The 26,565-nt window shown below is 72.2% G+C and carries 23 protein-coding genes; 11 read left to right on the top strand and 12 right to left on the bottom strand.

Translation table 11 applies throughout. The annotated features are described in order from the left end of the window. Positions 1-82: 82 nt before the first annotated feature. The gene (locus AAEM63_RS14540; RefSeq protein WP_341358962.1) at positions 83-1,555 is read left to right on the top strand and encodes an AI-2E family transporter; all 1,473 of its coding nucleotides are present in this window, start codon (positions 83-85) and stop codon (positions 1,553-1,555) included. Next, positions 1,552-2,754 carry a threonine ammonia-lyase gene (ilvA, locus tag AAEM63_RS14535; protein WP_341358961.1) on the top strand — a complete coding sequence of 401 codons (1,203 nt, stop codon included), beginning with the start codon at positions 1,552-1,554 and terminating at the stop codon, positions 2,752-2,754. The genes AAEM63_RS14540 and ilvA overlap by 4 nt, the downstream gene beginning before the upstream one ends. 159 nt (positions 2,755-2,913) lie before the next feature. On the opposite strand, the gene greA is transcribed toward ilvA, so the two are convergent. Beyond that, positions 2,914-3,399 carry a transcription elongation factor GreA gene (greA, locus tag AAEM63_RS14530; RefSeq protein ID WP_123914263.1) on the bottom strand — a complete coding sequence of 162 codons (486 nt, stop codon included), beginning with the start codon at positions 3,397-3,399 and terminating at the stop codon, positions 2,914-2,916. Positions 3,400-3,544: 145 nt separating this feature from the next. Then, positions 3,545-3,997, bottom strand: coding sequence for a DUF4307 domain-containing protein (locus tag AAEM63_RS14525; RefSeq protein ID WP_341358960.1), 453 nt, complete (start codon positions 3,995-3,997; stop codon positions 3,545-3,547). A 124-nt stretch (positions 3,998-4,121) separates the two neighbouring features. Here AAEM63_RS14525 and mca point away from each other — a divergent pair, with 124 nt between their 5' ends. Both mca and AAEM63_RS14515 read left to right on the top strand, forming a co-directional pair. After that, positions 4,122-5,033: a mycothiol conjugate amidase Mca gene (gene mca, locus AAEM63_RS14520; RefSeq protein WP_341358959.1), complete on the top strand. Its 912-nt coding sequence runs from the start codon at positions 4,122-4,124 to the stop codon at positions 5,031-5,033. Further along, on the top strand, positions 5,030-5,359 hold the full coding sequence (locus AAEM63_RS14515; protein WP_341358958.1) for a hypothetical protein: 330 nt from the start codon (positions 5,030-5,032) through the stop codon (positions 5,357-5,359). The genes mca and AAEM63_RS14515 overlap by 4 nt, the downstream gene beginning before the upstream one ends. A gap of 8 nt (positions 5,360-5,367) precedes the next feature. Here the strand turns inward: AAEM63_RS14515 and AAEM63_RS14510 are convergent, their stop codons facing one another. Further along, positions 5,368-6,366, bottom strand: a complete 999-nt coding sequence (locus tag AAEM63_RS14510; protein WP_341358957.1) for a PPK2 family polyphosphate kinase — start codon at positions 6,364-6,366, stop codon at positions 5,368-5,370. Between the two features lie 144 nt (positions 6,367-6,510). After that, on the bottom strand, positions 6,511-7,182 hold the full coding sequence (locus AAEM63_RS14505; protein ID WP_341358956.1) for a hemolysin III family protein: 672 nt from the start codon (positions 7,180-7,182) through the stop codon (positions 6,511-6,513). A 167-nt stretch (positions 7,183-7,349) separates the two neighbouring features. Between AAEM63_RS14505 and AAEM63_RS14500 the strand changes: the two genes are divergently transcribed. Then, a complete protein-coding gene (locus AAEM63_RS14500) occupies positions 7,350-8,111 on the top strand; it encodes an isoprenyl transferase (RefSeq protein WP_341358955.1) in 762 nt (253 codons plus the stop codon). A gap of 430 nt (positions 8,112-8,541) precedes the next feature. Then, complete coding sequence (locus tag AAEM63_RS14495; protein ID WP_341361383.1) at positions 8,542-9,876, top strand: PhoH family protein; 1,335 nt, start codon at positions 8,542-8,544, stop codon at positions 9,874-9,876. Positions 9,877-9,964: 88 nt separating this feature from the next. On the opposite strand, the gene AAEM63_RS14490 is transcribed toward AAEM63_RS14495, so the two are convergent. The 4 genes from AAEM63_RS14490 to xseA form a co-directional block, all read right to left on the bottom strand. Continuing rightward, positions 9,965-10,618, bottom strand: coding sequence for a carbonic anhydrase (locus AAEM63_RS14490; protein WP_341358954.1), 654 nt, complete (start codon positions 10,616-10,618; stop codon positions 9,965-9,967). A 49-nt stretch (positions 10,619-10,667) separates the two neighbouring features. Beyond that, positions 10,668-11,819 carry a carbohydrate kinase gene (locus tag AAEM63_RS14485; protein ID WP_341358953.1) on the bottom strand — a complete coding sequence of 384 codons (1,152 nt, stop codon included), beginning with the start codon at positions 11,817-11,819 and terminating at the stop codon, positions 10,668-10,670. Then, on the bottom strand, positions 11,816-12,157 hold the full coding sequence (locus AAEM63_RS14480; RefSeq protein WP_341358952.1) for an exodeoxyribonuclease VII small subunit: 342 nt from the start codon (positions 12,155-12,157) through the stop codon (positions 11,816-11,818). The genes AAEM63_RS14485 and AAEM63_RS14480 overlap by 4 nt, the downstream gene beginning before the upstream one ends. 175 nt (positions 12,158-12,332) lie before the next feature. Beyond that, positions 12,333-13,634 (bottom strand): exodeoxyribonuclease VII large subunit, encoded by a 1,302-nt coding sequence (xseA, locus tag AAEM63_RS14475; protein ID WP_341358951.1) that lies wholly within the window; start codon positions 13,632-13,634, stop codon positions 12,333-12,335. Positions 13,635-13,906: 272 nt separating this feature from the next. On the opposite strand from xseA, the gene AAEM63_RS14470 reads away from it, so the two are divergent. Then, positions 13,907-14,938, top strand: a complete 1,032-nt coding sequence (locus AAEM63_RS14470; RefSeq protein WP_341361382.1) for a 4-hydroxy-3-methylbut-2-enyl diphosphate reductase — start codon at positions 13,907-13,909, stop codon at positions 14,936-14,938. A gap of 141 nt (positions 14,939-15,079) precedes the next feature. Here AAEM63_RS14470 and AAEM63_RS14465 read toward each other — a convergent pair whose 3' ends face one another. Both AAEM63_RS14465 and AAEM63_RS14460 read right to left on the bottom strand, forming a co-directional pair. Continuing rightward, the gene (locus tag AAEM63_RS14465; RefSeq protein WP_341358950.1) at positions 15,080-16,282 is read right to left on the bottom strand and encodes a DNA recombination protein RmuC; all 1,203 of its coding nucleotides are present in this window, start codon (positions 16,280-16,282) and stop codon (positions 15,080-15,082) included. A gap of 124 nt (positions 16,283-16,406) precedes the next feature. Continuing rightward, positions 16,407-17,519 carry a DUF418 domain-containing protein gene (locus AAEM63_RS14460; protein ID WP_341358949.1) on the bottom strand — a complete coding sequence of 371 codons (1,113 nt, stop codon included), beginning with the start codon at positions 17,517-17,519 and terminating at the stop codon, positions 16,407-16,409. Positions 17,520-17,740: 221 nt separating this feature from the next. Here AAEM63_RS14460 and AAEM63_RS14455 point away from each other — a divergent pair, with 221 nt between their 5' ends. The 4 genes from AAEM63_RS14455 to AAEM63_RS14440 all read left to right on the top strand — a co-directional run bounded on the left by AAEM63_RS14455 (position 17,741) and on the right by AAEM63_RS14440 (position 21,529). Beyond that, the gene (locus AAEM63_RS14455) at positions 17,741-19,426 is read left to right on the top strand and encodes a gamma-glutamyltransferase (RefSeq protein WP_341358948.1); all 1,686 of its coding nucleotides are present in this window, start codon (positions 17,741-17,743) and stop codon (positions 19,424-19,426) included. A 36-nt stretch (positions 19,427-19,462) separates the two neighbouring features. Then, positions 19,463-20,548: a redox-regulated ATPase YchF gene (ychF, locus tag AAEM63_RS14450; protein ID WP_341358947.1), complete on the top strand. Its 1,086-nt coding sequence runs from the start codon at positions 19,463-19,465 to the stop codon at positions 20,546-20,548. A 33-nt stretch (positions 20,549-20,581) separates the two neighbouring features. Next, positions 20,582-20,887 (top strand): type II toxin-antitoxin system RelE/ParE family toxin, encoded by a 306-nt coding sequence (locus AAEM63_RS14445; RefSeq protein WP_341358946.1) that lies wholly within the window; start codon positions 20,582-20,584, stop codon positions 20,885-20,887. A gap of 126 nt (positions 20,888-21,013) precedes the next feature. Further along, positions 21,014-21,529 (top strand): AAA family ATPase, encoded by a 516-nt coding sequence (locus AAEM63_RS14440; RefSeq protein ID WP_341358945.1) that lies wholly within the window; start codon positions 21,014-21,016, stop codon positions 21,527-21,529. Between the two features lie 285 nt (positions 21,530-21,814). On the opposite strand, the gene AAEM63_RS14435 is transcribed toward AAEM63_RS14440, so the two are convergent. Continuing rightward, positions 21,815-25,300 (bottom strand): DUF4020 domain-containing protein, encoded by a 3,486-nt coding sequence (locus AAEM63_RS14435; protein WP_341358944.1) that lies wholly within the window; start codon positions 25,298-25,300, stop codon positions 21,815-21,817. Positions 25,301-25,400: 100 nt separating this feature from the next. Next, a complete protein-coding gene (locus AAEM63_RS14430; protein WP_341358943.1) occupies positions 25,401-26,516 on the bottom strand; it encodes a site-specific integrase in 1,116 nt (371 codons plus the stop codon). Between the last annotated feature and the right edge of the window lie 49 nt (positions 26,517-26,565).

The following is a 26,565-nucleotide window of genomic DNA, read 5'->3' as shown; positions in this document are numbered from 1 at the left end:
CGCGGCGTGAGGGGCCCGTCCGGACGCGGCGCGCCCGGCCCGTACGCTAGCGGCACGATCGGCCGCAGCGAGCGAGGAGACCATGCCGGACCTGAGCACCTGGCGCACGCGCCTGAGCCCGTCGCGGCCGGACCGGCCGGTCGGTCGCCGTCCGGGCGGTGTCACCACCGGACGTGCGGTGGCGACGTCCTCGGCAGCCTCCGACCCCTCCGGCGTGGTGCCGTTCGGTCTGCGGGCCTCGGCGGCGTGGGCGTGGCGGTTCATCGTCGTCGCGGCGGCGCTGGCGATCCTCGGCTATCTCGTCATCACCTTCCAGACGATCGTCGTGGCGTTCCTCCTCGCCATCATCATCGCGGTGCTGCTCGACCCCCTGGCGGCCTGGCTGCGCCGGGTGCTGCGGTTCCCGCGTGCGCTCGCCTCGCTCACGGCGATCGTCGGGACGCTCGCCGCGGTCATCGCCCTGCTCGTCCTCGCCGGCCGGTCCATCGTCGACGGGTTCGGGGCACTGACTGAGCAGGCCGTGGCGGGCTTCGACCAGCTCCTCGCCTGGCTCTCCGACGGGCCGCTGGGCATCGACGAGGCCCAGATCGACCAGGTCCTCGAGCAGGTCACCGGTCAGGTGCGCGACAACTCCGACGTCCTCATCAACGGGGTGGTCAACGCCACCGGCTCGCTCACGTCGGTCCTCACCGGTGCGGTCATCGCCATCTTCTGCCTGTTCTTCTTCCTCAAGGAGGGCCGGCGCATCTGGCAGTGGTTCGTCCGGCTCGCGCCGCGGCCGGCGCGGGAGCGGATCAACGAGTCCGGGATCCGGGCCTGGATAACCGTGGGCGGCTACGCCCGCACCCAGATCCTCGTGGCCTTCGTCGACGCCGTCGGCATCGCCGCCGGGGCGCTCATCCTCGGCGTCCCGCTCGCCCTGCCGATCGGTGTGCTGGTCTTCCTCGGTGCGTTCATCCCCATCGTCGGCGCCTTCCTCACCGGGGCCGTCGCCGTCCTCGTCGCCCTCGTGGACCAGGGCCCGGTGACCGGCCTCATCATGTTCGCCATCGTCCTGCTCGTCCAGCAGATCGAGGGCAACCTCCTCCAGCCGTGGCTCCAGGGCAACGCGCTCTCGCTGCACCCCATCGCCATCCTCCTGGCGGTCACCGCCGGCACCGGCGTCGCCGGCATCCTCGGCGCCCTCCTCGCGGTGCCGGTCGCGGCCGTGCTCAACACCGTGCTGCTCTACCTCAACGGCCACGACAAGTACCCCGAGATCGCCGACGACCTCAACCGGCCCGGTGGCCCGCCCGGCGCGGTCACCGAGGCCATCGAGGCCTCGTACCCCGAGGTCGACCTCCAGGTCGCCGAGGACGGCTCGGTCGTCGACGACGAGGGCCGCCCGGCGACGGTCACCCCTGCCACCGCCACGGCCGGGGGCGGCGGGCGCCCCACGGCCCACGACCGCACCCACGACGACCGCGCCGCCCACGACCGACCCCACGACGACCACCCCCGCGACCGACGGGACCGGCCCGGCACCGACGCCGGCCTGGACGGGCCGGGACGATGAGCGCCTTCGACCTGGAGACCTTCCGCGAGGCGGCGCGGACCGTCGCCGCCGTCGCCCGGGTGACCCCGGTGGAGGAGTCGACCACCCTGGCCCGCCTCGTCGGGACGCCGGTCTGGCTCAAGGCCGAGAACCTCCAGCGCACCGGCTCGTTCAAGGTCCGCGGCGCCTACGTGCGCATGTCCCGGCTGACCGCCGAGGAGAAGGCCCGCGGCGTCGTGGCGGCGTCCGCAGGCAACCACGCCCAGGGCGTGGCGCTGGCCGCGCGGGAGCTGGGGATCTCCGCGCGGATCTTCATGCCGGTCGACGCCGCCCTGCCCAAGGTCGCCGCGACCCGTCAGTACGGCGCCGAGGTGGTGCTCACCGGCGCCGACCTCACCGAGTGCCTCGCCGCCGCGACGGCGGACGACTCCGGCCGGGTGCTCATCCACCCCTACGACCACCCCGACATCGTCGCCGGTCAGGGCACGATCGGGCTGGAGATCCTCGAGCAGGTGCCCGGGGTGCGCACGATCCTCGTCCCGACCGGGGGAGGGGGGCTGCTCGCGGGCGTCGCGGCCGCCGTCCACGCCGTGGACCCGACCGTGGCCGTGGTCGGCGTTCAGGCGGCGGCGGCCGCGGCCTACCCCGCGTCGCTGGCCCAGGGGCACCCCGTGCTGCGCCGCGAGCTGCACACGATGGCCGACGGCATCGCGGTCGGGATGCCCGGCGAGGTGCCGTTCCGGCTCATCGCCGAGCATGTGGCCTCGGTCCGGACGGTCTCCGAGGAGGAGCTCTCCCGCGCCGTCCTGCACGTGGTGGAGCGCGCGAAGCTCGTGGTCGAGCCCTCGGGCGCGGCGGGCGTGGCCGCGCTGCTGGCCGAGCCGGACGCCTTCGCCGGTCCCGTCGTCGTCGTCCTCTCCGGGGGTAACGTCGACCCGCTGGTGCTGCTGCGGATCATCCGGCACGGCATGTCCGCCGCCGGGCGGTACCTGCAGATGCGCGTGCTGCTCAAGGACACCCCCGGCAACCTCGCGCGGCTGCTCCAGCGCCTGGCCGAGAGCGGTGGGAACGTCGTGAACATCGAGCACGCGCGCACCGCGGCCGGCCTCGCCGTCGACGAGGTGGAGATCACCGTCGAGCTGGAGACCAAGGGGCCGGAGCACTGCGAGTCGGTGCTCGAGGAGCTCCGGGGTCACGGGTACACGATCCTGCGCCACTGACGGTCGCGGCCTCGGACGGTCAGTGGCCTCGGACGGCCGCGGCGCCGTCGCGCGGTCCGACAGGGTGCTGAGCCACCGGCGTGCGACGTCCGTCGTCACGCCACGGACGACGGACGGGCCGTCTCCCCGCGGGGAGACGGCCCGTCCGGGCGGTGCCTGTCAGCCCTGGAAGGGCTTGACCGAGGTGACCTCGACGGTGATGGTCGAGCCGTTCGGCGCGTCGTAGGAGGCGGTGTCGCCCTCCTTCTTCCCCACCAGCGCGCTGCCGAGGGGGGATGACTCGGAGTAGACCTCGATGTCCAGGTCCGGCGCGCCCTCGCGCGAGCCCAGGAGGAAGGTGCGCTCCTTGCCGGCCACCTTGGCGGTGACGACCATGCCGGACTCGATGATGCCGTCGTCCGGCGGTGCCTCGCCCACGTGCGCGTTGCGCAGGAGCTCGGTGAGCTGGTTGATGCGTGCCTCCTGCTTGGCCTGCTCCTCGCGGGCGGCGTGGTAGCCGCCGTTCTCCTTGAGGTCACCCTCCTGACGGGCCGCGTCGATCTTCTCGGCGATCTCGGCCCGGCCGGCGCCCGTGAGGTGCTCGAGCTCTGCCTTGAGCCGGTTGTACGCCTCCTGGGTGAGCCAGGTGGTGCTCGTCTGCGTCACGGCTCCTCCTCCACATAAGTTCGTGCCCCGGTCCGCGCACCCGCGCGGCCGAGGCAAAGGGAACCATCGCCCCGTGCATCCGCACTCGCGTGCCGCGTCCGGGGCGGCGTGTAAAGCGACGAGTATACCAAGGGCAACGAAGGAGTCAGCCCCGGTCCACGACGCGGCAGCTCTCGACGCTGCCGGTGGTGGCCAGCTCGGTGGTGGTCACGACCGCCTCGTGGGACGTCCGCTCGGCGGTGACCGGACCGACCGTGACCTGCCGGAACCCGACCTGGGTGAAGGACTCGTTGAGGGCGACGAGCGTGCACGTGGCGGTGGTGCCCGGCGCGGTGAGGAGGGAGAACCGGACGGTGGTGCTGGAGGCGTCCTCGACCGTGAAGCCGAGGTTCTCCACCTCGACCGACGGCTCGCGCAGCGACGCCGCCTGGAGCGCGACCGCGGCGGCCAGCAGCAGGGCCGCAGCCACGACGGCGGCCACGAGGCGACGTCGGCGCGTCGCCGCCGACGGGCCCCGGCCGTACCGCGCGGCCACGACGTCGTCGTCCACGGGCCCGCGGACCGGTGGGCCGGCGTCGTGCTGGGGGCTGGCGGACATGGTGGCCTTCCTTCGGTGCGGCTGCCGGGACCTGCGTCGCCAAACCCGGCGGTGATGCGAGACCATTGTCCCGCAGACCAGGCCGCCGTCCGGCCACCGCCCACCCCAGCAGAGGAACCTCGCCGTGCCCGACCAGTCCCTCCGGCTCATGGCCGTCCACGCCCATCCCGACGACGAGTCGAGCAAGGGCGCGGCCACCATGGCGAAGTACACCTCCGAGGGGCACCGCGTCCGTGTCGTGACCTGCACCGGCGGCGAGCGCGGGGACATCCTCAACCCCCGCCTCGAGGGTGACGCCGAGATCCTGCGCGACCTGCCGGGCTACCGCCGGCGCGAGATGGCCGAGGCGGCCAGGGCCCTGGGCATCGAGCACGTCTGGCTCGGGTTCGTCGACTCGGGCCTGCCCGAGGGCGACCCGCTGCCGCCGCTGCCCGAGGGCTGCTTCGCGCTGGAGCCGCTGGAGGTGCCGGTGGGCGCCCTGGTGCGGCAGATCCGCGAGTTCCAGCCGCACGTCATGACCTGCTACGACGAGAACGGCGGCTACCCCCACCCGGACCACATCATGGCCCACAAGGTGGCGGTGGCCGCGTACGAGGCGGCGGCCGACCCCGACGCCTACCCCGAGGCCGGTCCGGCCTGGGCGGTGCAGAAGCTGTACTACGACATCTCGTTCTCGCTCGCGCGGATCGAGGCCGTGCACACCGCGATGCAGGAGCGCGGGCTCAGCTCGCCCTTCGAGGAGTGGTTCGAGCGCCGCCGCGACCGTCCCCGGCGGCCGGCGACGGCGCGGGTCCGCTGCGCCGAGCACTTCCCCGCCCGGGACGCGGCGCTGCGCGCGCACGCCACCCAGATCGACCCCGACGGGTTCTTCTTCCAGGTGCCGCGCGACATCGAGGCCGAGATCTGGCCGTTCGAGGAGTTCGAGCTCGCCCGGTCCCGCGTCGAGGTGTCCGAGCCCCTCGAGGACGACCTGTTCGCCGGTGTGCACCCGGACGGTGTCGAGGTCCCGGTCCGGCGTGGGACGGTGGAGTCGTGATCGTCCTGACCGCCACTCCCTCCCCGACGCCGGTGGAGATGGAGGCGTGGGTCGTCAGCCCCGGCCTCGAGGGGTTCTTCTGGGGTTTCTTCCTCCTCGCGGCGGCGGCGATCCCGCTCTTCTGGTCCATGACCCGCCACATGCGCCGCGTCGACCGCAACGCGCGGCTCCGTGACGAGGCCGAGGCGGCCGCCGCCGCCGCGGACGACACAGCCCGGGGCCCCGCCGCGGACCGCGCGGCGACGGTCGCCGACGACCGCTCGGCGAGGGTCGCCGACGACCGCTCGGCGAGCGCTGCCGAGGACGACGCGGCGGCGGGTCGCTAGACCGGCCGTCAGTCCCGGTCGTCGCCGGGGAGGTCGTCCAGCGAGCCCGCCTCCGCGAGCGCCTCGCGGTAGGACTCCTCGCCGTCCTCGTGCTTGGCGCGAGCCTGCTCGCCGGCCTGCTCCGCGGCGGCCAGGACCTGCGGCTGCATGGTGGCGGCCAGCCGGGCCCGTTCGGTGTCGACGTCGAAGTCGGCCTTCGGCCACGTGAGGTCGAGGTCGATGAGTGCCTGGGTGAGCAGCTCGGTGACCACCAGGCGCGAGTACCACTTCTTGTCCGCGGGCACGACGTACCAGGGCGCGACGTCGGTGCTCGTCCGGGCGAGGACGTCGGCGTAGGCGGCCTGGTAGTCGTACCAGCGCTGCCGGGTGTCGACGTCGGAGGGGTTGTACTTCCAGTGCTTGTCCGGGCGGTCGAGCCGCTCCATGAGCCGCATCCCCTGCTCCTCCGCCGAGACCATGAGGGCGACCTTGACCACCGTCGTGCCGGACTCCACCACCTCCTGCTCGAAGCGGTTGATCTCCTCGAACCGGGGCTCCCAGACCTCACGCTCGACGAGACCCTCCACCCGGACGACGAGCACGTCCTCGTAGTGGGACCGGTCGAAGACGCCGATCTGGCCCGGGCGCGGGAGCGCGTTGCGGATGCGCCACAGGTAGTGGTGCTCGCGCTCCTCCTCGGTCGGGACGCCGAAGGAGCGCAGTGCGACGCCCTGGGGGTCGACCATGCCGAGGACGTGCCGGACGATGCCGCCCTTGCCGGCGGTGTCCAGGCCCTGGATCACGAGCAGGACGGACCGGTCCCCACCGGTGCGGCCGTGGGCGAAGAGACGCTCCTGGAGCTCGGAGAGGAGCTCGCCGCGCCGGAGCATGAGCTCCTTGGCGTCGTCCTTGTCGCCAGACCATCCGGGCGTCCCGGCGCGGTCGACCGACGCGAGGTTGAACTCCGGGCCCGGGCGCAGCAGTCGCCGCGGGTCGGCGGTCCACAGGGTCTCGGCGTCGTCGGCCATGACGGTTCCTCCTCGGTCCGGGTGGCACCGAGCGTAGGACCGTCGCCGCAGGTCCGCGCGCCGAGGAAGGCGCTGCACGAACCCGGAACCGGCGGATCGCCGGTGTGGCGGCCGGTCGGTCAGGCCTGCCCGACGCCCGGTGGGTCAGGCCTGCCCGACCGCCAGGGCGACGGCGACGACGTGGCAGCCCCAGCCCAGGACCGTGCCGACGTGGAAGATCTCGTGGAAGCCGAACCACCGGGGTGAGGGGTTGGGCCGCTTGAGGGCGTAGACCAGCGCTCCGACGGTGTACGCCAGCCCGCCGACGGCGACGAACGCGACGACGGCCGGCCCGCCACCGGCCCAGAAGGCGGGCATGAACCACACCGCCACCCACCCGAGCGCCATGTAGATCGGCACGTAGACCCACCGCGGGGCCGAGAGCCAGACGACCCGGGCGAGAATGCCCAGGACGGCCCCACCCCACACCACCGTGAGCAGCATCGTGGCGGTGGAGCGCTCCAGCAGCAGGACGGCGAGCGGGGTGTAGGTGCCCGCGATGAGCAGGAAGATGTTCGAGTGGTCCATCCGGCGCAGCGTGGCCGCGGCGCGGGGCGACCACGTGCCGCGGTGGTAGACCGCCGACGTGCCGAACAGCACGACCCCGGCGAGGGCGAAGACGCCGACCGCGACCCGGCCGGCCCCCGCGGGGGTCAGCAGGACCAGGACGACACCCGTGACCAGCGCGAGGGGAGCGGTCACGGCGTGCAGCCAGCCGCGCAGCCTCGGCTTGATCGCGTCGGCGACGCCGGACGTGCGGTCCGTGACTTCGGACATGGGACGCCTCCGGGGCAGGGGTCGGACGAGACAACCTACGGTAGCGTAGGTTTGGGCCTCGCGGTCCGTCGGGACACGTGACGGCGGTAACCTCCCAGCAGCCACCGGGGGACCTCCCCGCGGCAGGGCGGCGAAGCCGCAGGGGCGAGGAGAGTGACTGTCGGTCGATGCGCACGCCGGAGCTGCTGTACACCCTGTACGAACGGCGTCTCGTCGCCGACCTCGACCGGCAGCGCATCCCACGGCACGTCGCCGTCATCCTCGACGGCAACCGGCGCTGGGCCAAGGCGCTGGGCAGCCCGGTGGTCCACGGGCACCGGCGCGGGGCGGACAAGATCTCCGAGCTCCTCCACTGGTCGGAGGAGACCGGCGTCGAGGTCGTGACCCTGTGGATGCTCTCCACCGACAACCTCGAGCGCGACCCGGCCGAGGTCGCGGACCTGCTCGAGATCATCACCGGCACCGTGGAGAAGCTCGCGCGCACCGGTCGGTGGTGCCTGCGGGTCGTGGGCTCCCTCGACCTGCTCCCGCCGGCGTTCGCGGCCCGGCTCAGCGCCGCCCAGGCGAGCACCGACGGCCTGGACGGCATGGCGGTCAACGTCGCGATCGGCTACGGCGGCCGCCACGAGATCACCGACGCGGTGCGCTCGCTGCTGCTCGAGCGCGCCGCGGCCGGGCAGAGCATCGAGGAGATCGCCGCGGAGATCGGCGTCGACGACATCACCGAGCACCTGTACACCAAGGGCCAGCCCGACCCCGACCTCGTCATCCGCACCTCCGGCGAGCAGCGCCTCGGCGGGTTCCTGCTGTGGCAGTCCGTGCACAGCGAGTACTACTTCTGCGAGGTCTACTGGCCCGACTTCCGCCGGGTGGACTTCCTGCGGGCGCTGCGCGACTACGCCCAGCGGGAGCGGCGCCTCGGCCGCTGAAGGCCGCGCTGCGGCCGCGGCGCACGGTCTCGGCCCTCGCGCCGCGGTGGGCCACGCGGCCGAACGCCGTGTGTCGGGCGTGTGAACAACGCCACGCCCTGCGGTGTGTCGCGGCGGGCAGCGCCCGCGCCGGTCGTAGTTTCGCCCTGAAGGACGGCACACCTGCCGTTCTCCGGGAGGTCAGCCCATGCAGCAGCCAGCTGCGGACGGGAGGGGCCGCCGGTCCCTCACGGGCCGGCCCACCGCCCCCACCACCGCCGGGTCGGGCGCGCACCGCGCCCATCACCCGAGCAGCTGACACGGCGCCACGGCGCCGGAGGGAGCCCTCGTGAGCCTCAACCGCACTTCCAGCGCCCCGCAGCAGGTCACCGCCCGGACCGGCACCGCTCCTGACGCCCCGGCCGAGTCCGGTCCCGACGTCGCGGCCGAGCTGGGCGTGGCCGAGCCGACCGGCACCGCGCTGCGCACCTACGTGCTGGACACCTCCGTGCTGCTCTCCGACCCGCGGGCCATCCTGCGCTTCGCCGAGCACGACGTCGTCGTGCCGGTGGTGGTCATCACCGAGCTCGAGGGCAAGCGTCACCACGCCGAGCTGGGCTACTTCGCCCGCTCTGCGCTGCGCCTGCTCGACGACCTGCGCATCAAGAACGGCCGGCTCGACCACCCCGTCGCCGTCGGTGACGACGGCGGCACCGTGCGGGTCGAGCTCAACCACACCAACGACCAGGTCCTGCCCTCCGGGCTGCGGCTGGGGGACAACGACACCCGCATCCTCTCCGTGGCCGCCAACCTCGCCGCGGAGGGCAACGACGTCACCGTCGTCTCCAAGGACCTGCCGATGCGGGTCAAGGCCTCCGCCGTCGGCCTCAACGCCGAGGAGTACCGCGCCCAGCAGGTGGTGGACTCCGGCTACACGGGGATGACGACGGCGGAGCTGACCGAGTCGGAGATGGCGGACCTGTGGGGGGCCGAGTCCGTCGTCATCGACGACCTCGCCACCCCCGACGGGCTCGCCGACGCCCCGGTCCACACGGGCGTGGTCCTGCACTCCCCGCGCGGCTCGGCGCTGGCGACCACCGCGGCGGGCGGGCGGCTGCACCTCGTGCGCGGGGACCGGGAGGTCTTCGGCGTGCGGGGCCGGTCGGCCGAGCAGCGGATCGCGATCGACCACCTCCTCAACCCCGACGTCGGCATCGTCTCCCTCGGCGGCCGGGCGGGGACGGGCAAGTCGGCCCTCGCGCTGTGCGCGGGCCTGGAGGCCGTCATGGAGCGCCGGGAGCACCGCAAGGTCCTCGTCTTCCGGCCGCTGTACGCCGTCGGCGGGCAGGAGCTGGGGTACCTGCCCGGGGACCAGCACGAGAAGATGAACCCCTGGGCCGAGGCGGTCTACGACACCCTCGGCGCGCTCGTCGCCCAGGAGGTCCTCGACGAGGTCATCGCCCGCGGGATGCTCGAGGTGCTGCCGCTCACCCACATCCGGGGCCGGTCGCTGCACGACGCCTTCGTCATCGTCGACGAGGCACAGTCGCTCGAGCGCAACGTCCTGCTCACCGTGCTCTCGCGCATCGGCCAGAACTCCAAGGTGGTCCTCACCCACGACGTCGCCCAGCGCGACAACCTGCGGGTGGGGAGGCACGACGGCATCGCCGCGGTGGTCGAGGCGCTCAAGGGCAAGGAGCTCTTCGCGCACGTGACGCTCACCCGGTCCGAGCGCTCGGCGGTCTCGGCGCTGGTCACCGAGCTGCTGGAGGGCGTCGAGATCTGAGCGGCGGCCGCGGGCCGGGTCCGGGCGTGCCGCCGGGGCCCGGTCCGCGGGCGTCTGGGACAGAAGGGTTACGGGGCGGCAGCCCTTGTCAGCTGAGCGCGCCCACCGACTCGACGAGCACGGTCGTGCCCTCGGTGAGGGCGTAGTCGGCCCCGACCACGGCGCAGCGGCCCTCGGCCACGGCGGCGGCGACGAGCGCGGACCGCTCGTGCAGGCGCCGGACCGTGGCGCGCACGTGCCGGCGGCGCAGCTCCTCCTGCCCGGGCAGCTCTCCGCCGCCGGACGGGCCGGCGAGCGGCGCGCCGGGGTCGGTGACGAGCGAGGGCACGAGGCGGTCGACGACCTCGCCGACGAAACCCGGTGCCGACGCACCGCTCACCAGGGCGTCGGTGGCGGCGCGCACCGCGCCGCAGCCCTCGTGTCCCAGGACCACGACGAGGGGGGCGCCGAGGACCGCCACGCCGTACTCCACCGAGCCGATGACGGCCGGGTCCAGGACGTGCCCGGCGGTCCGGACGACGAAGAGGTCACCCAGGCCCTGGTCGAAGACGAGCTCGGCCGGCACGCGGGAGTCCGAGCAGCCCAGGACCACCGCGAAGGGGTGCTGGCCACCGGCCAGCTCGGCACGGCGGGCCGCGCCCCGCGAGGGGTGCTCCATGGCGTCGGCAGCGAAGCGCGCGTTGCCGGCGCGCAGCCGCGCCCAGGCCTGGGCGGGGGAGAGAGGGGGCTCTGCGGTGCTCATGAGGTCCGTCCTGTGGCGGCGTGGTGGGGCGTGGGCGCTGGGACCGGGCTCAGCGTGCGGTGAGCTCCGCCCTGGTGGGCGGGTTCGCCCCGGCCCGGGAGACGGTGATCGCGGCGATCGTCGCCGCCTCCCGCAGCACCCGGGTGACGGTGTCGGGGTCGATCGCCCGCAGGGCCTCGCGGCGGTGCGCGCCGAGGAGGCCGGCCCCCCACAGCCCGTCGAGGATGCCGGCCATGTAGGAGTCGCCGGCGCCGACGGTGTCGACGACGTCGACCCGCTCGGCGGGCACGGTGACCTCGCCCGAGGCCGCCACCGCCCAGGCGCCCTCCCCGCCGCGGGTGACGACGACGAGCGCCGGACCCGTGGTCAGCCAGCGCCGGGCGACGTCCTCGGGCGCCTCGTCGGGGGCGAGCCAGGCGAGGTCCTCGTCGGAGACCTTGACGACGTCGGCCCCGGCGACGAGGCGCTCGACGGTCTGCCGGGCGGTGGCCGCGTCCCCCATGAGGTCGGGGCGGGCGTTGGGGTCGTAGGAGATCGTCGCCGTGCCGCGCAGGGCGTCGAGGGTGGCGGCCACGGTGCGGGCGCCCGGCTCGATCACCGCGGCGATGGAGCCGGTGTGGGCGAGCACGGGCCGGCCGAGCTCCGCGGGCGCCTCCGGCGACCAGTCGAGGTCGAACTCGTAGGTGGCCGAGCCGGACTCGTCGAGCCGGGCCCGGGCGGTGGAGGTGCGCGCCGCGCGGCTCGACCCGGCGGAGAGCCGGACGTTCTCCAGCTCCAGGTGCGAGCGCAGCGTCGCGCCGCGGTCGTCGGGGGCGAACCAGGTGACCAGCTCGACGTCGCGGCCCAGCCGGGCCAGACCGACCGCGACGTTGGCGGGCGACCCGCCCGGGTGCTCGACCGGCTCCTCGCCGGGGCGCTCGACGATGTCGACGAGGGCCTCGCCGATGACGAGGGCACCGCCGCCGTCGTGGTCGCCGGGCAGGCCGTGCTGGCCGGCGCCGTAGGCCTCGGTCGTGGGCGCCTTCGGGCCGGCGTCGAGCTCGGGGTCGTGCGCGGGGCGGAAGGGGTCGTGCTCGGCGGGCGCGCGGGGGGAGCGCTGCACGGGCTCCCCGGGGCCGGGTACGGGGCCGTCCGGCGGCGGTGTGGGGCCGACCGGGGCCGGACCGTCGGGCGTGGGCGTGGAGCCGGTGGGGGTGGTCATCGCTCGTCCTCCTCGGGGACGCCGGCGGCGGCGTCGTCCAGGGCGGCCTCACGGTCCGCCGGGGTCTCGGTGCCGGCGGCCGTCTCCTCCGGCGCCACGGCCGAGTGGGCCGAGTCCAGGCGTCGGCGGGCGCCGTCGAGCCACTCCTGACAGTGCGCGGCGAGGGCCTCGCCGCGCTCCCACAGGGCGAGGGACTCCTCGAGGGAGGCCGAGCCGGTCTCGAGGCGGCGGACCACCTCGACCAGCTCCTCCTTCGCCTGCTCGTAACTGAGTGCGGACACCTCGGGCCGGTCGTCGCTGGGGCTCACGCGGCACAGTCTGCCGCAGCCCGGGGACATCCGCAGCGTCGTCCCCGGCCGTGGACGCGCGGACCGGCGGCAAGGGGCCGCCCGCCTCGTGATGGCACGGGACGGCAGCTCTCGGGCCCGTCGCCGGATCAGTTCTTACCCGTCGCCGGCCTCGGCTCCTACCCATCGCCGGCCCCGGCTCTCACCCGTCGCGCGCCCCGGCAGTTCACCCCCGAGGAGTGACCGCGCCGTCGCGCGCGCGACCGGGCGACCCCTCGTGCGTGGCCAGGACCTCCACGTCGAGGCGGCCGCCGGCGAGGAGGGCCTCGAGCCGGTCGCCGACCGCCACCTCGTCGGCGGAGCGCACGACCCGGTCGGGCGTGAGGAGCACGGCGTACCCCCGGGCGAGCGTCGCGGCGGGGGAGAGGGCCACCAGCCGGCCGTGGAGGGCGCCGAGCTCGCCGGCTGCCCGCTCGGTGCGCCAGGTGAACGCGCGGCGGGCGGCGGCGGTGAGGCGAGCGACCTCCTCGGCGCGGCGTGTCACGAGCGTCGTCGGCTCGGCGAGGACGGGCCGCGAGCGCACCGCGTCCAGGCCGCGCTGCTCGGCCGCGACCCGCCCGGCGACCGCGGCGCGGATGCGCTGACGCGACTGCAGGACGCCGCGTCGCTGCTCCGCGACGTCGGGCACGATCCGTTTGGCCGCGTCCGTCGGGGTCGAGGCACGGTGGTCGGCGACGAGGTCCACGAGGGGAGTGTCGGTCTCGTGCCCGATCGCCGAGACGACCGGCGTGCGGCACGCGGCCACCGCCCGGACCAGCGTCTCGTTGGAGAAGGGCAGGAGATCCTCCACGGAGCCGCCGCCCCGGGCGAGGACGATGACCTCCACGGCCGGGTCGGCGTCGAGCTCGGCGAGGGCCGCGCAGACCTCGGTCACGGCCCGGGCGCCCTGGACGGCGACCTCCCGGATCTCGAAACGCAGCGCCGGCCACCTCGCGTGGGCGTTGACGACGACGTCGTGCTCGGCCTTGGACTCGCGGCCGCACACCAGCCCCACGCGGCCGGGGAGGAAGGGCAGCGGGCGCTTGCGCCCGGCGTCGAAGAGGCCCTCCGCGGCCAGGACGCGCTTGAGCTGCTCGATGCGGGCGAGGAGCTCACCGACACCGACGGGCCGGATGTCGTCGGCCTGCAGCTGCAGCGTGCCGCGCTTGGGCCAGAAGGTCGGCCGGGCGTGGACGACGACGTGGGAGCCCTCCTCCAGCGGCGCGGGCAGCGCGGCCACCACCCGGGCGTCCACCGCGACGGGCAGCGACATGTCCGCGGCGGAGTCGCGCAGCGTGAGGAACGCCAGGGACGCTCCCGGGCGGCGGTTGAGCTGGACGACCTGCCCCTCGACCCACAGCGGGGACATCCGTGCGACGTACTCGGTGATCTTCGACGACAGCAGCCGCACCGGCCAGGGGTTCTCCGGGGTCGTCTCCAGCGCCCGGGCGGCGAGGCGGCGCGGGGCGGGCGGGCTCTGGCTGCTCACGGTCCCACCCTCTCACCCGCCGCCCACGGGCAGCCCTGGGTGCGCCACGCCACCTCCACCGGCAGCCCTCGCGCGGCGGTGCATCCACCGGGCAGCCGCGGGTGCGGCCGGTGCTCGTCCCGGTCGCCCGCGACGCAGGTCACGGCCACAGGTGGGGCAGCAGGATGGCCCGCCCGGTGGGCCCCACGTACCCTGAGTGGGTGACTTCTGCGCAGACGACCCCCGCCCTGGCGACCTCCTCGCTCGCCGGCGCCTCGGCGTTCCCCGCCCCGGTGTCGTCCGAGCCGTCGCCGGAGGGCAAGCGGATCCTCCTGGCTGCGCCGCGCGGTTACTGCGCCGGCGTCGACCGCGCGGTCGACGCCGTCGAGAAGGCCCTCGAGCTCTACGGTGCGCCGGTGTACGTGCGCAAGGAGATCGTCCACAACAAGTTCGTCGTCGAGACCCTCACCGAGCGGGGGGCGGTCTTCGTCGCGGAGACCGACGAGGTGCCCGAGGGCGCCAGGGTCGTCTTCTCCGCGCACGGCGTCTCCCCGGCCGTCCACGCCCAGGCGGCCGCGCGGCACCTGGCCACGATCGACGCGACGTGCCCCCTGGTGACGAAGGTCCACAAGGAGGCGGTGCGCTTCGCGTCGTCCGACTACGACATCCTCCTCATCGGCCACGACGGGCACGAGGAGGTCGAGGGCACCCAGGGTGAGGCGCCCGAGCACATCCAGGTCGTCAACGGTCCCCACGAGGTGGGGCAGGTCCAGGTCCGGGACCCCGAGAAGGTCATCTGGCTCTCCCAGACCACGCTCAGCGTCGACGAGACCATGGAGACGGTCTCGCTCCTGCGCGAGCGGTTCCCCCACCTGCAGGACCCGCCCAGCGACGACATCTGCTACGCCACCCAGAACCGGCAGGTCGCCGTCAAGCGGCTGGCGCCGGACGCCGACGTCGTCATCGTCGTGGGCTCGGCGAACTCCTCGAACTCGGTGCGTCTGGTCGAGGTCGCGCTCGAGGCCGGCGCCGGCGCCGCCTACCGGGTGGACAAGGCCGACGAGATCGACCCCGCCTGGCTCACCGGCGCGACCACCGTCGGGCTGACCTCGGGGGCGTCCGTGCCGGAGATCCTCGTGCGCACGGTCGTCGACCGGCTCAAGGAGCTCGGGTTCACCGGGGTCGAGGAGGTGCGTACCGCCACCGAGGACATCATGTTCTCCCTGCCCAAGAACCTTCGCGCGGACCTCAAGAGCGCCGGCGAGCAGCCGGACCGTCCTCACCGCGCACGGCGCGAGCGGGCCGTGGCCGGCGCGGAGGGCTGAGCCGGAAGACCGGACCGAGGGTCCCGCCCAGGGGCCGGGCGCGGAGCTCCGCGCCGCCGCTGCGCCCGGCCACCGGCCAGGCGGCGCCGGGCCACCGGCCACCGATCACCGGTCACGCTGAGCCCCACGAGCTGCCGGGCCTTATGCGCTGCGCTCCGTGACGAGCTCCGGTGCGGTGAACTCGCGCACCTGACCGTCGTCGGACGAGACCGGTGTCACCGCGAGGGAGTCCCCGGCGAGGGACTCGAAGTCGCGGGCCGTGACGAGGAGCCGCTGCTCCACCGAGGCGACGACCTTGTTGTAGTGCTGGACGCTCGCCCGCAGCGACCGACCCAGCGCGCCGACGTGCCCGGCCACGACACCGAGACGCTCGTAGAGGGTGCGGCCGAGCTCGAGCAGCTCCTTGGCCTCGTCGGCCACCTGCTCCGCGGACCAGATCGACGCCGTCGTCCGCAGCAGGGCGAGGAGGGACGAGGGCGAGCACGGCGCCACCCCGAGCCGCAGGGCGTGCTCCAACAGCGTGGGATCGGCCTCCAGGGCGCCCGCCAGCAGGCCCTCCGAGGGCACGAACAGCACGACCAGCTCGGGCGAGCCGGGGAGCTGCTCGTGGTAGCGCCGCTTCGCGAGCGCCTCGACGTGCGCCCGCAGCGCCTTGGCGTGCGCGGCGAGGAGGCGTTCGCGGCGCTCGGCGTCCGCGCCCGAGGCCCGTGGTCCGATGGCGCTCGCCTCGAGGTAGGCGTCCATGGGGACCTTCGCGTCGACGGCGACGTAGCGCTCCCCGGGCAGGTGGACGACGACGTCGGGCCGCCCCGCCCCGCGGGCAGCCCCGCTCGGCGCCAGCGCCCGCTGCTCGACGAAGTCGACGTGACGCATCATCCCCGAGGCCTCCAGCACGCGGCGGAGCTCGACCTCGCCCCACTGTCCGCGTGCCGACGTCGACCGCAGCGCCGACTCCAGCTGCGCCGTCGTGCGCTGGAGCTCGGCGTCGGCCCGGCGCGCGTGGTGGAGCTGCTCGGTGAGCACGGTGAACTGCTCGGTGCGCTCCCGCTCGAGCAGGGCGACGTGCTCCCCGACCTGGTGCAGCGCCGACTGGACCGGCGCCAGCGCGCGCAGGACGTCCTGGTCCTGGCGGGCCCGCTCCTGCAGCCCCTCGACCTCCTCGGCGAGCCGGTCCGCCCGAGCCCGCGCGGTCGCTGCCTCCACCCGCAGGTCGGCCAGCTCACCGGAGCGCTCCGCGCGTGCCTCACCCACCCGAGCAGCCGCACGGACCGCTGCCAGGGCGAAGCCCGCCACCAGGCCGGCCGCGAGGGCGACCAGCGCCACGATCCACGTCGTCGTCTCCATGCCGGTCACCCTCCCAGCCCCCACCGACATCGGGTGGGACGCGGGCCCGGGAGGTCAGCACGGGCCGAGAGGGTCAGTGCGGCGGACCGCACGCCAGGGTGACCGGCGTCCTGTACCCAGGAGGTCAGCGCGGTCCGTGCGGTGCCGAGGTGCGGGGCAGGCGCAGGAGTCGCTCGAGCGGGCCCTGGCCGAACCGAGCGGTCCAGGCTGCGGCGAGGACCACGGCGGCCGCGGCCATCAGGAGGGTTATGACGACACCCTCCGCGGCCGTCTCGGGGCCCGGACGCACGAGCAGCGCCAGCACCACGAGGTGGGCGACGTAGATCGTGAGCGAGAGCCGACCGGTGGCGCCGAGCGCCGACACGACGGTCCTGGCACCGGGCCGCGTCGAGAGTCGGGGGACCAGGAGCAGCGCCGCGCCGAGCACCGCCAGCGCCGCTCCGGCGCCGCCGACGAGCCAGAGCGGCATCTGGGAGTGCGCGACGGCCGAGACGAGGCGGTCCGGGCCCAGCCGCTCTCCCGGCTCGCCCAGCTCCCTGACGAGAAGCCGCGACGTGGTGACCGCCGCGAGGGCGACGACCGAGCCACCGACAAGGAGACGGCGCTGGACGTCGCGGGCGGCGAGGTCCTGCCGGCCCACCCACATCCCGAGGAGGAAGGGAGCCAGCCAGGTGATCACCGGGTAGGGCCCGGTGAGCAGGATCGTGCGCACCACCTCACCCGGGGCGTCGGCGAGCTCTGCCGGGGCGAGGTCGAACGTCGCACCCGTCGCCGTCTGGACGGTGAGCCACGCCAGGGGTCCCGCCACCACCGCGGCGCCGGCCGCGACGAGGAGGGCCCGGTCCGGGGCACGGACGAGCGGCACGGCGAGGAGGAACAGCACGGCATACGTGGGCAGGATCACGGTGACGTCGTGGTCGAGGAGCTGCAGGGCCAGCCCGCCGAGAAGCAGCAGCGCGGCGCGCCAGAGCAGCGTCGGCCAGGGCAGCGAGCCGCCTGGAAGGCGGGCCCGCCGCGTGAGCAGGGAGATCCCGACGCCGGCGAGGAGGACGAAGAGCAGTGAGGCCCGGCCGTGCGGGATGCGGAAGAACGCCGCGGCGAGGCCCTCGGCGTCCCGGGGGCCGACGTTGACGGCGAGCATCCCCAGGACGGCGAGGGCTCTGGCGACGTCGACACCCTCCAGACGGGTGCGGGTCGGGGCGCCCAGCTCCCGGGGTGCGGCGCGCAGCTCGGTCACCCGCGTCTCCCCTCCCCGGGCGCCCCGGTCGGCACCGTCCCGCAATCACCGTAACCGAACCGTGATCTTTCGGCCCGCGGGGACCGGGTGCCCCGGTGCCCTCGAAGCCACGTGCCCTGGAAGCCCCTGAGCCCGACGCCGCGCGGTTGCCCAGCCAGGACGCCGGGGTAGCGTGGCCCGGTCCCGAGCCCACGGCTCACCCCAGCCCGAGGACGAGAGTCATGACGTCACGCGCGCACTCCCGCACGGTCCTGGCACTGACGGCGGCGCTGGCCCTGGTCACGGCCGGTTGCACGTCCGAGGCGCCGTCCGCCCCCAGCACCGCACCGACGACGACGGCAGGGCCCACCGCGGCGCCGTCAACCGAGCCGCCCACCACCGAGCCGCCCGCGACCGAGGCGCCGTCGTCCGCGCTCGCCGAGTTCGGCGTGAGCGCCGGTCACCCGGCCGCCGTCGAGGCCGGGACGGCGATCTTGCGCGCGGGCGGGTCCGCCGCCGACGCGGCGGTCGCCGCAGCCTTCGCGATCGCTGTCGTGGAGCCCTTCGCCTCGGGCATCGGCGGGGGCGGAGCGGCGATCGTCGCGCCCACCGGCGGCGAGCCCGAGGCCTACGACTACCGGGAGGTGGTCGGCCAGGACGGCGTCGTCGACGCGCGCGGGACCGGTGTCCCCGGTTTCGTCGCCGGCATGGCTGAGCTCCACGAGGCGCACGGCCGGCTGCCGTGGGCCGACCTGCTCGCGCCCGCCGTCGAGCTCGCCGAGGGGCACCCGGTCTCGGACTTCCTCGCGCTGCGGATGCGCAGCGACTACGGGCCTTCGGCGGTCGCGGACCTGCCCCACTACGCCCCTGGAGGTGTCCCGCTGGCCGCCGGGCAGGAGCTCGTCCAGGAGGAGCTGGCCGCGACGATGCGGGCCATCGCCGAGGAGGGCGAGGCGGCCTTCTACTCCGGCGCGCTCGCGGACGACCTCGCCGCGGCGGGGATCGACAAGGCCTCGCTCGCCGCCTACGAGGTGGTCCGGTCAGCCCCGGTCCGCGGCCCCGTGGGGGACCTCGAGGTGCTCGCCGCGCCCCCGGCCCTGCCCGGGGTGGCGCTGATCCAGATGCTCCAGGTGGCCGAGGCCGCCGGAGCAGGCTCGGCGGAACCGGGCTCGGCGGAGTACATCGAGGACCTCTCGACGGGCTGGCAGGTGGCCGACGCCTCGGTCCAGAGCGTGCTGGGCGACCCCGCGTTCGTGGACGTGCCCGTCGAGGAGCTCACCGACCCGGCCCTAAACGCCGAGCTCGCCGCCGGGTCCTCCGCCTCCGCGGGCCGGGACGACGGCGACGTGCGTGCGGCGGACCTCGTGCCGGGCAACACCACGCACCTCACGGTGGTGGACACCGACGGCCTCATGGTCTCGATGACCAACACCATCACCAGCTTCTGGGGCGGCAACGACGCCCGGACCGTCGGCGGCTTCTTCCTCAACAACCAGCTCTCGCGCTTCGACTCGATCTCCAGCGACGCCAACCGGGCCGAGCCGGGCCGGCGGTCCGTGAGCTGGTCGGCGCCCACGGTCGTCGTCGACGGCGAGGGCCGCCCGGTCCTCGGCCTGGGCTCGCCCGGCGGTCGCCAGATCCCCAACATCCTCGCCAACGTCCTGGCCCGCTGGATCCTCCACGACCAGCCCCTGCCTGACGCCGTCGTCGCGCCCCGCTTCCACCTCGAGGGGGCGACCCTGACCGCCGAGGAGCTGCCGCCGGACGCCGAGGAGCTCTCGGCACGTGGCTGGACCCTGCGCACCGTCCCGGTCGAGGACGCCGTCTTCGGCTCGGTGCAGGCGCTCGAGGTCGACCACGGCTCCGGCCGGGTCACCGGGGCCGCCGACACCCGTCGGGAGGCGGCGGTGGAGGTGGGCTCGCCCTGACGGCGGGCCGCCGACGGCAACGTAGACTCGGCCCACGTGGCACTCACCATCGGAATCGCCGGCCTGCCCAACGTCGGCAAGTCGACCCTGTTCAACGCCCTGACCCGGGCAACCGTGCTCGCGGCGAACTACCCGTTCGCGACGATCGAGCCGAACGTCGGGGTGGTCCCACTGCCGGACCCGCGGCTGGCCGAGCTCGCCGAGATCTTCGGCTCCGATCGGATCGTGCCCGCGACGGTCTCCTTCGTCGACATCGCCGGCATCGTCAAGGGCGCCTCCGAGGGGGAGGGGCTGGGCAACCAGTTCCTCGCCAACATCCGCGAGGCCGACGCCATCTGCCAGGTCACCCGCGCGTTCCAGGACTCCGACGTCGTCCACGTCGAGGGTCGGGTGGACCCCAAGGACGACATCGAGACCGTCGCCACCGAGCTGATCCTCGCCGACATGCAGACCCTGGAGAAGGCGATCCCGCGGCTCGAGAAGGAGGTGCGCGGCAAGAAGGTCGACGCCCAGGTCCTCGAGACCGCCAGGGGTGCGATGGCGCTGCTGGAGCGGGGCACGCTCCTCTCCGCCGGTGCGGCCGCCGCCGGGCTGGACCCGCAGATCCTCGCCACGTTCCAGCTCATGACGTCCAAGCCGTTCATCTACGTCTTCAACACCGACGACGCCGGCCTGGCCGACGAGGCCATGCAGGCCGAGCTCCGTGAACTGGTGGCGCCGGCCGACGCGATCTTCCTCGACGCGAAGTTCGAGTCCGAGCTCGTCGAGCTCGAGCCCGACGAGGCCGCCGAGATGCTCGCCGAGACGGGCCAGGATGAGCCGGGCCTGGACCAGCTCGCCCGCGTCGGCTTCCACACCCTGGGGCTGCAGACCTACCTCACGGCTGGCCCCAAGGAGGCCCGCGCCTGGACGATCCACAAGGGCTGGACCGCCCCTCAGGCCGCCGGGGTCATCCACACCGACTTCGAGCGGGGCTTCATCAAGGCCGAGATCGTCTCCTTCGAGGACCTGGTCAAGTACCGGTCGATGGCTGAGGCGAAGGCGCACGGGCGCGTGCGCATCGAGGGCAAGGACTACGTCATGGCCGACGGCGACGTGGTGGACTTCCGGTTTAACGTCTAGCGTTATTGACGCGCCGCGTCATATAGCTGGTGCGTGACCAGGTCGTTCGGTAGCAAGGAGACCGAACGACTGCGGCGGCGCGAGCGGGTGCTGTCGATCGACCCACGGATCCAACGGGCTGCGCTGCGCAAGCTTCGCCTGGTGGGATCGGCGGAATCGCTCGACGACTTGCGCGTCCCGCCCGGAAACCGGCTCGAAGCGCTGAAAGGCGATCGAGGAGGGCAGCACAGCATCCGGATCAACGACCAGTGGCGGATCTGCTTCGTATTGACGGAAGCTGGACCGGAGGAGGTGGAGATCGTTGACTACCACGTACAAACTCTCGCCCATCCACGGTGAAGCTTCGGCACATCGGCGCAATTCTGGCTCAACCTGCAGACACACTACGACCTGGACCTGGCCGCGGACCGTGCGGCCGAGCAGATCGCGGCGATCACGCCGATTCACGTCGCCTGAGGAATGACGGTGGGTCGTCTGATCGTGATCTCTGGCCTGCCCGGTGTCGGGAAGACCAGTGCGGCGGTTGCGGTCGCTGGTCGCATCGGCGCGGTCCACCTGTCCATCGACGCGATTGAGGAATCGATCCTCGCCTGCGGTCTGCCGGTGGGCCGGCAGGTCGGCGTCGCCTCGTACGAGGCGGCGCGGGCCGTGGCTGAACTCAATCTGCGGCTGGGACATCGCGTCGTTGTCGACGCGGTCAACGACAGTGAGCTGGCCCGGCAGACGTGGCGCGCTGCTACGAACGCCGCCGATGCCGACCTGCTGTTCGTGCACCTCGTGGTATCGGATCCGTCCGAGCACGAGCGAAGAGTTCGTGACCGACAACGCGGCTTCAACCATGTGCCAGAGCCGACGTGGGAGGAAGTGCTCGTCCGTCGCGACGAGTGCGCCCCATGGCTCGATGAGCACATCGAGCTTGACACGGCAGCGCTCTCTGTTGAGGAGATCGTCGACGAGGTGATCGCGCAGACAGCGTCGTGAGGGCTGACCGTCATAGGTCGTCCCGTGCCGGAGCGCGTTGAAGTTCCGCTTCAACGTGTGAATCGGCGCGTTTGCGCAGGTCAGAGCGGTGCGGGACGCTCCCAGTCCGCACACAGTCCGCAAGAGCTTTAGCGGGACGCCCCCGATCGTGTGGTTTTCAGAACTCCGACCGATCGTGGATCGCACGACTTGAACGTGAGCTTTGGCGGCGGGGAGTGGACACGTGGCCGATCGCACCCGGGATTCGCCGCGGCCTACTAGCGAGTGTCGTGCCCCAGATCCTGGCTACCACTCCGCCGCATCTGTTACACCGAGCCTCAACGCCTCGTCGATCAACTCGGAGAGGTCCGGCGTTGGATCCGCCGCTCGAAGTTGCTCCACGATGGCCTTGAGGTTGTGGCCGAGGCTCCAGGCTGGCCCCGTGGTGCCTCGAAGTAGATGCGTGATCGAAGTCGCCCACCTTTCCGCATCGGCGGCGAGGTCGAGGTCGCGGATGCGATGTAGGAGCCGCCCACGTTCGGGGAGTCCGGCCGGCGTCTGGACCAGAAGCGTCACCGCCTGTTCCCGCACGGTGGGTAGGCCGATTAGCCAGCGTGCCATCGCCGATGCTTCGGCGCTGGTGAGCGGCAATGGCGTTGACTGGAGCCGACCCGACCAGTAGCCGCTGATCCACCGCTCCCACTGCGTACCTGCCTCGTCGGGAGCGAGTTCTTCGAGGAACCGGCCGACTTGTTCCGCCCACGACACGCGGAGTCCCTCGGGTGCGGCGAGCACGAAGCGTGGAAGCCACCCCAGCGGGTTCTCTCCGGCACGCAGGGAGATCGACGCCAGTTGGGTGCTGAGCTCCTGCGCGATTCGTGGTTCGAGCGCATCAACGTGACTACAGGTCTCCACATAGGCGTCCAGGAGTCCTGCGGCGAGTAGCCCGTCGTTAGGGCGGCCCCAGGTGAGAAACGCCTGCCAAGCTCCGCGAGCCCGCTCCTGGTCGCCGCCCCAGTCGAAGAGTGGTATCAGGCGGGACTTGGCCCACTCTTGGTCGGCGGCGAAGTAGAAGTGCAGTTGCGATGCGAGGAAGGTGCTTGCGAGGAGACCGTTTCGGTCGTCAGCGGAGACCATCCGATCGAGTTCGCTGGTTAGCTCGTCCGGCAAGCCGTCCCACGTGTCGCCAGCCAGAGTCCACTCCCACTGCGCAACCTTGGACCAGAACTGGGCGAGGTCTCCGGCGGGATGGTTGATCGCTTCCATGAGGAGGTCTCCGCGAGCGTCGATGGCGCCGGGTTCCGCCTCGGTCAGCCAAAGGTTCCTTGCGGTGTCCCGTGCTCGCGCGTAGCGGTGCCACGGGGTGGGATTCGTCTGGCTGCCACCGTTGGCGAGCATCTTGGCGGCAGCGTGTCGGATCTCATCACGGTCCCAGGTGTCGATTGCGGAGAGGACGTTGCCCACCGCCTGCTCGTCGAGGTCGGCGGTATTCCACCCGTGGATGATCGAGTTCCGAATATCACCGTCGTCAGGCTGCAGCACGGTCACCAGCGTCAGCCCGTCGTCGGGGTAGGCGGACACGCAAGCCTGTAGCGACCGCAACACACCTGTCCAGGTTGGTCCTGTGAATGCGAACGAATCGAACTGGAAGTCACGTAGCCCCGCGATCGCAGCTCCTGGGTCTTCGGCAATTCGTGCGTGCAGTTCGTCGGCTGAGTACGGCGATGCATCCTCGACAACGCCTGAGGTTATGTAGCTGTTCAGGTCCGGATGCTTCCGGGGTGCGTATTCGGGATGCGCGGACTGCGAGTCTTCGAATGCCTGGGAGACCAGGGGTCGGCCCGGCGCAGAGCGGGCAAGCCAGGCGAGAAGGTTGTAGGAGCGGTACGGCGAGACATCATCGTCACCATCTGAGGGGGGGCCGACCTTGGCGGCATCTAGGAATGCCTGCACGATCTCGTCGCTCGCCGTGGGAAGCGCTTCGTGCAGAAGGAGGTATACCTCATGCTGTAGGGGAAGTTCCCACAGCCAGTTCTGTGCTTCCAGCCAGCGGAGCTTCTCGTCAACTGTCCGATCGGCCCTTATCCGCCAACCGTGAACGGCCAACCGGCGGAAAATTGCCTCGCCGCGGGTGGTCCACGACTCGATATAGCGGTCGGCAAGGTGGATGTCATGGTCGAGGGCGTACTCGATGCAGTCTCGCGCAGCATTGATCAGCACATCGATCGGCTGCTGAAAGGAATCCTGCTCGTGTGGCTCGATGGCCGACCGACGGAAGCTGAGCGGGTCGAAATCGGAGCCGAGGCTATGAAACGCGCGGTATATCCGGGCAATCTGCTCATCCACCGACGCCGTAATCGCCGCAAGATGCTTGTCGAGTACTGGGGTGAATACCTTAGACCATGCTTCGGATAGCCAGTACTCGTCACCAGGTAGGTCGACCTCGAAGCGGGCAATCTCGGACTCCACGAAACTGATCGCTGGCTTGAGAACGGGTCGCGTGCGATCCTCTAGCAACGTGATGGCGAGGCCTACGTTGACACGCCAGTCGGCGCTCGCAATGAGCATGTCGAGCAGGTCTTCTCGGGAACCTGGCGCGTTCTGTACGGCGAGGAGCAGCCATGGCGACAGCCAGGAGGCCATCTCACCGTCATAAGCGAGGAGACGGTGTACGACGGTTTGCCGCGTTTCCGGGGGCCACGGCTTGTCCCGCATTGCCTCTAGGGCGAGGGGCGAAGTTGACTCGTCCAGCATGCAGTGGTCAGCGACCCACGACATGAGTGTCCGCGCCGGATCTGTCCCTGCCCTGTCGCGGTCAAACAGCGATTGAAAGGCCGGCCGCTCCGCGACCCACGCTAACCAGTCCCGACCTCGTGCCTTCTCAACGAAGTATCTGATCCGTTCCGGGTGCTCGAGCACTTCATCGAGGTAGGAGACCTCCTCGGGGATCGTTGGGGGGCCCGCGGCGACCAAGGTGGCAGTTAATGCACGATGCTGCGTCTGGCCCATCGACGATAGTTCAGCCCAGCGTGCCACGAACGTCGGTAAGGCGGCGTGGTCGCCGTCTACCGCGATGTAGGGGACGGGCGTCAGTCCGTACTGTCGCCAGGTCGGGTCGTCCCCGTCACTCGTGCACACGAACCTCTTGCCCGACGGTCCAAGCGACCGTGCCAGGTACTGCATGACGACGTCGCCGTGGCTGTATCCGATGAAGAGGACGGTGAAAGCAGAGAACATTCGCTCCAAGAAGCGCGCGGCCCAGGCCTCGAGTAGATATGCCCGGCCGAAATCCTTGTCCGTCACTACGAGTCGACGTGGCTCCTGGTCAAGCGAGCCGTGGAGGTGGACGATTCCTTGGAAGTCGTCACCGACGGGAAGGGCCGGCGCTTCGTAGACGGGAAGTGCCAGTCCTTCATCAAGTGCCGCCGTGGTGAGGTGGACGTCGTAGTTGGTCGTGACGATGCGTGGTGCCGGATGCACGCTGGCCAGTCTCACTATCGATTGATGGAGCGCGTTCGGCCGGGCACCGGCCTTGTTGATGGAGTTCGCCACCAGTCGATGAACGTCAATCCCCTTGTCGGCCAAGCGTCCGAGGTACACGTCTGGGTGTCGTTTGTCATCGTCGCTGGGCGGGCTGTCAACCACGCGTCCGATTTCCGCGATGAGGGAGCCGAAGTCGGGCAGGCCAGCCGGTTCGTCCCGAGAAGCACCCGCTCCGACAAAAAGCACGAGGCGGCCGGCCCGCGCGGCGGCAACTAGTTCGGACGAAACGTCGACGTTGCGAATCCACACGCTCCCAGTATCGGGGGTAGGTCCGACAGACTCCTCGCAGGACCGACTACCTGGGCCATCCCGGGATGCGCTCAAATCGGCTGGGTAGCGGGGCGCGGCGTCACTCGCCCATGTTCGCCAACTCGGCTTTGGGCGCATCTGGCTCGCCGAGCGACGCGGACATGATTGACTCCGCTGCCTTCCTCGTACGATCCTCGGCCGTCGGCCAGAGATGGGCGTAGGTGTTGAGAGTCGTCGTCGCCTTCGAGTGGCCGAGCGAGCGCTGAACGGTCACGACGTCGCACCCGGCCGCGATCAGGCCGGAGGCGTAGAAGTGCCGCAGGTCGTGGAGCTTGATCCCGGACAGACCGGCGTCACGCAGCGTCCTTCGCCACCAGTAGCCCACGGTGTTCTGGTGCGGCGGGCCCTCCTCCTCGCCGGCGAAAAGCCAGCGACTCTTGCCTGTGGTGCCGTAGTTGGCGACGTGCTTGGCGAGCACGTTGACGAGACTGTCGGCTAGGTAGACGACGCGTTCGGAGCCATACTTCGGGGCTCGGACGTCGATTTCCCCGCCATTGAGGCGCTGGACTTGGCGGGAGACCTTGAGCGTCTTGCGCAGGAAGTCCACGTCGCCAAGCTGGACCCCGGCGGCCTCGCCCAGCCGCAGACCGGCGAACGCGCAGAGGGCGATGAATGGCTGAAACCCGTCGTCGGCCGCGGCCATCAGCTGTCCCACCTCCTCCGGGGTGGGGATCGACATGGCGACGTCCGCCCGACGGCGCCGGGGGAGGCGCACGCCGTCGGTCGGGTCGGATCCGATCACCCTGTCCTTGACGGCGGCGCGGAACACCGACCTGACGTTGACGTACCGCGTCTTGATCGTCCCTGGGGCGAGGCCGGCAGCGTTCATCTGCTTGATCCAGGCCTCGACGTCGGAGCGGCGGACCTCCTTCATCGGCTTCCCCGCGAACGGCGTTCTGGCCGCCAGCGACATCGCGAGCACGGTGCCGGGTGCCCAGACCTGGCGGGCCGACCACTCCCCAAAGAAGGCGGCGAATGTGATCCGTCCGGCCCGGGGATCGGCGTACGTACCGGTGACCACCGCCGAGGTGACCTGATCCAGCCACAACTGGGCGTCAACCTTGCGGTCGAAGTGCCGCGAGTGCTCCTTGCCGGTTTCGTCGCGGTACCGCGCCCGCCACTTGCCGTTGGTCCGTTTGGCGATGCTCCCCGCCATGACGATGCTCCTTCCGGGATGCCTCCATGGTTGCTCCGAGATCGGAGGA

This window comes from Georgenia sp. M64 (genome assembly GCF_038049925.1).
In the GTDB taxonomy this organism is placed as follows: domain Bacteria; phylum Actinomycetota; class Actinomycetes; order Actinomycetales; family Actinomycetaceae; genus Georgenia.
The sequence above is the reverse complement of the archived record's forward strand: the minus strand, read 5'-3'. Positions and strand labels throughout refer to the sequence as shown.

What these genes read in the sequence shown, in the direction of transcription:
- AAEM63_RS14525 (WP_341358960.1), bottom strand. Translation starts at nt 3,997, where the DNA reads ATGTCCGCCAGCCCCCAGCACGACGCCGGCCCACCGGTCCGCGGGCCC.
- AAEM63_RS14465 (WP_341358950.1), bottom strand. Translation starts at nt 16,282, where the DNA reads ATGGAGACGACGACGTGGATCGTGGCGCTGGTCGCCCTCGCGGCCGGC.
- AAEM63_RS14510 (WP_341358957.1), bottom strand. Translation starts at nt 6,366, where the DNA reads ATGGCCGACGACGCCGAGACCCTGTGGACCGCCGACCCGCGGCGACTG.
- ilvA (WP_341358961.1), top strand. Translation starts at nt 1,552, where the DNA reads ATGAGCGCCTTCGACCTGGAGACCTTCCGCGAGGCGGCGCGGACCGTC.
- AAEM63_RS14505 (WP_341358956.1), bottom strand. Translation starts at nt 7,182, where the DNA reads ATGTCCGAAGTCACGGACCGCACGTCCGGCGTCGCCGACGCGATCAAG.
- AAEM63_RS14500 (WP_341358955.1), top strand. Translation starts at nt 7,350, where the DNA reads ATGCGCACGCCGGAGCTGCTGTACACCCTGTACGAACGGCGTCTCGTC.
- AAEM63_RS14540 (WP_341358962.1), top strand. Translation starts at nt 83, where the DNA reads ATGCCGGACCTGAGCACCTGGCGCACGCGCCTGAGCCCGTCGCGGCCG.
- AAEM63_RS14455 (WP_341358948.1), top strand. Translation starts at nt 17,741, where the DNA reads ATGACGTCACGCGCGCACTCCCGCACGGTCCTGGCACTGACGGCGGCG.
- AAEM63_RS14430 (WP_341358943.1), bottom strand. Translation starts at nt 26,516, where the DNA reads ATGGCGGGGAGCATCGCCAAACGGACCAACGGCAAGTGGCGGGCGCGG.
- AAEM63_RS14480 (WP_341358952.1), bottom strand. Translation starts at nt 12,157, where the DNA reads ATGTCCCCGGGCTGCGGCAGACTGTGCCGCGTGAGCCCCAGCGACGAC.
- AAEM63_RS14485 (WP_341358953.1), bottom strand. Translation starts at nt 11,819, where the DNA reads ATGACCACCCCCACCGGCTCCACGCCCACGCCCGACGGTCCGGCCCCG.
- AAEM63_RS14490 (WP_341358954.1), bottom strand. Translation starts at nt 10,618, where the DNA reads ATGAGCACCGCAGAGCCCCCTCTCTCCCCCGCCCAGGCCTGGGCGCGG.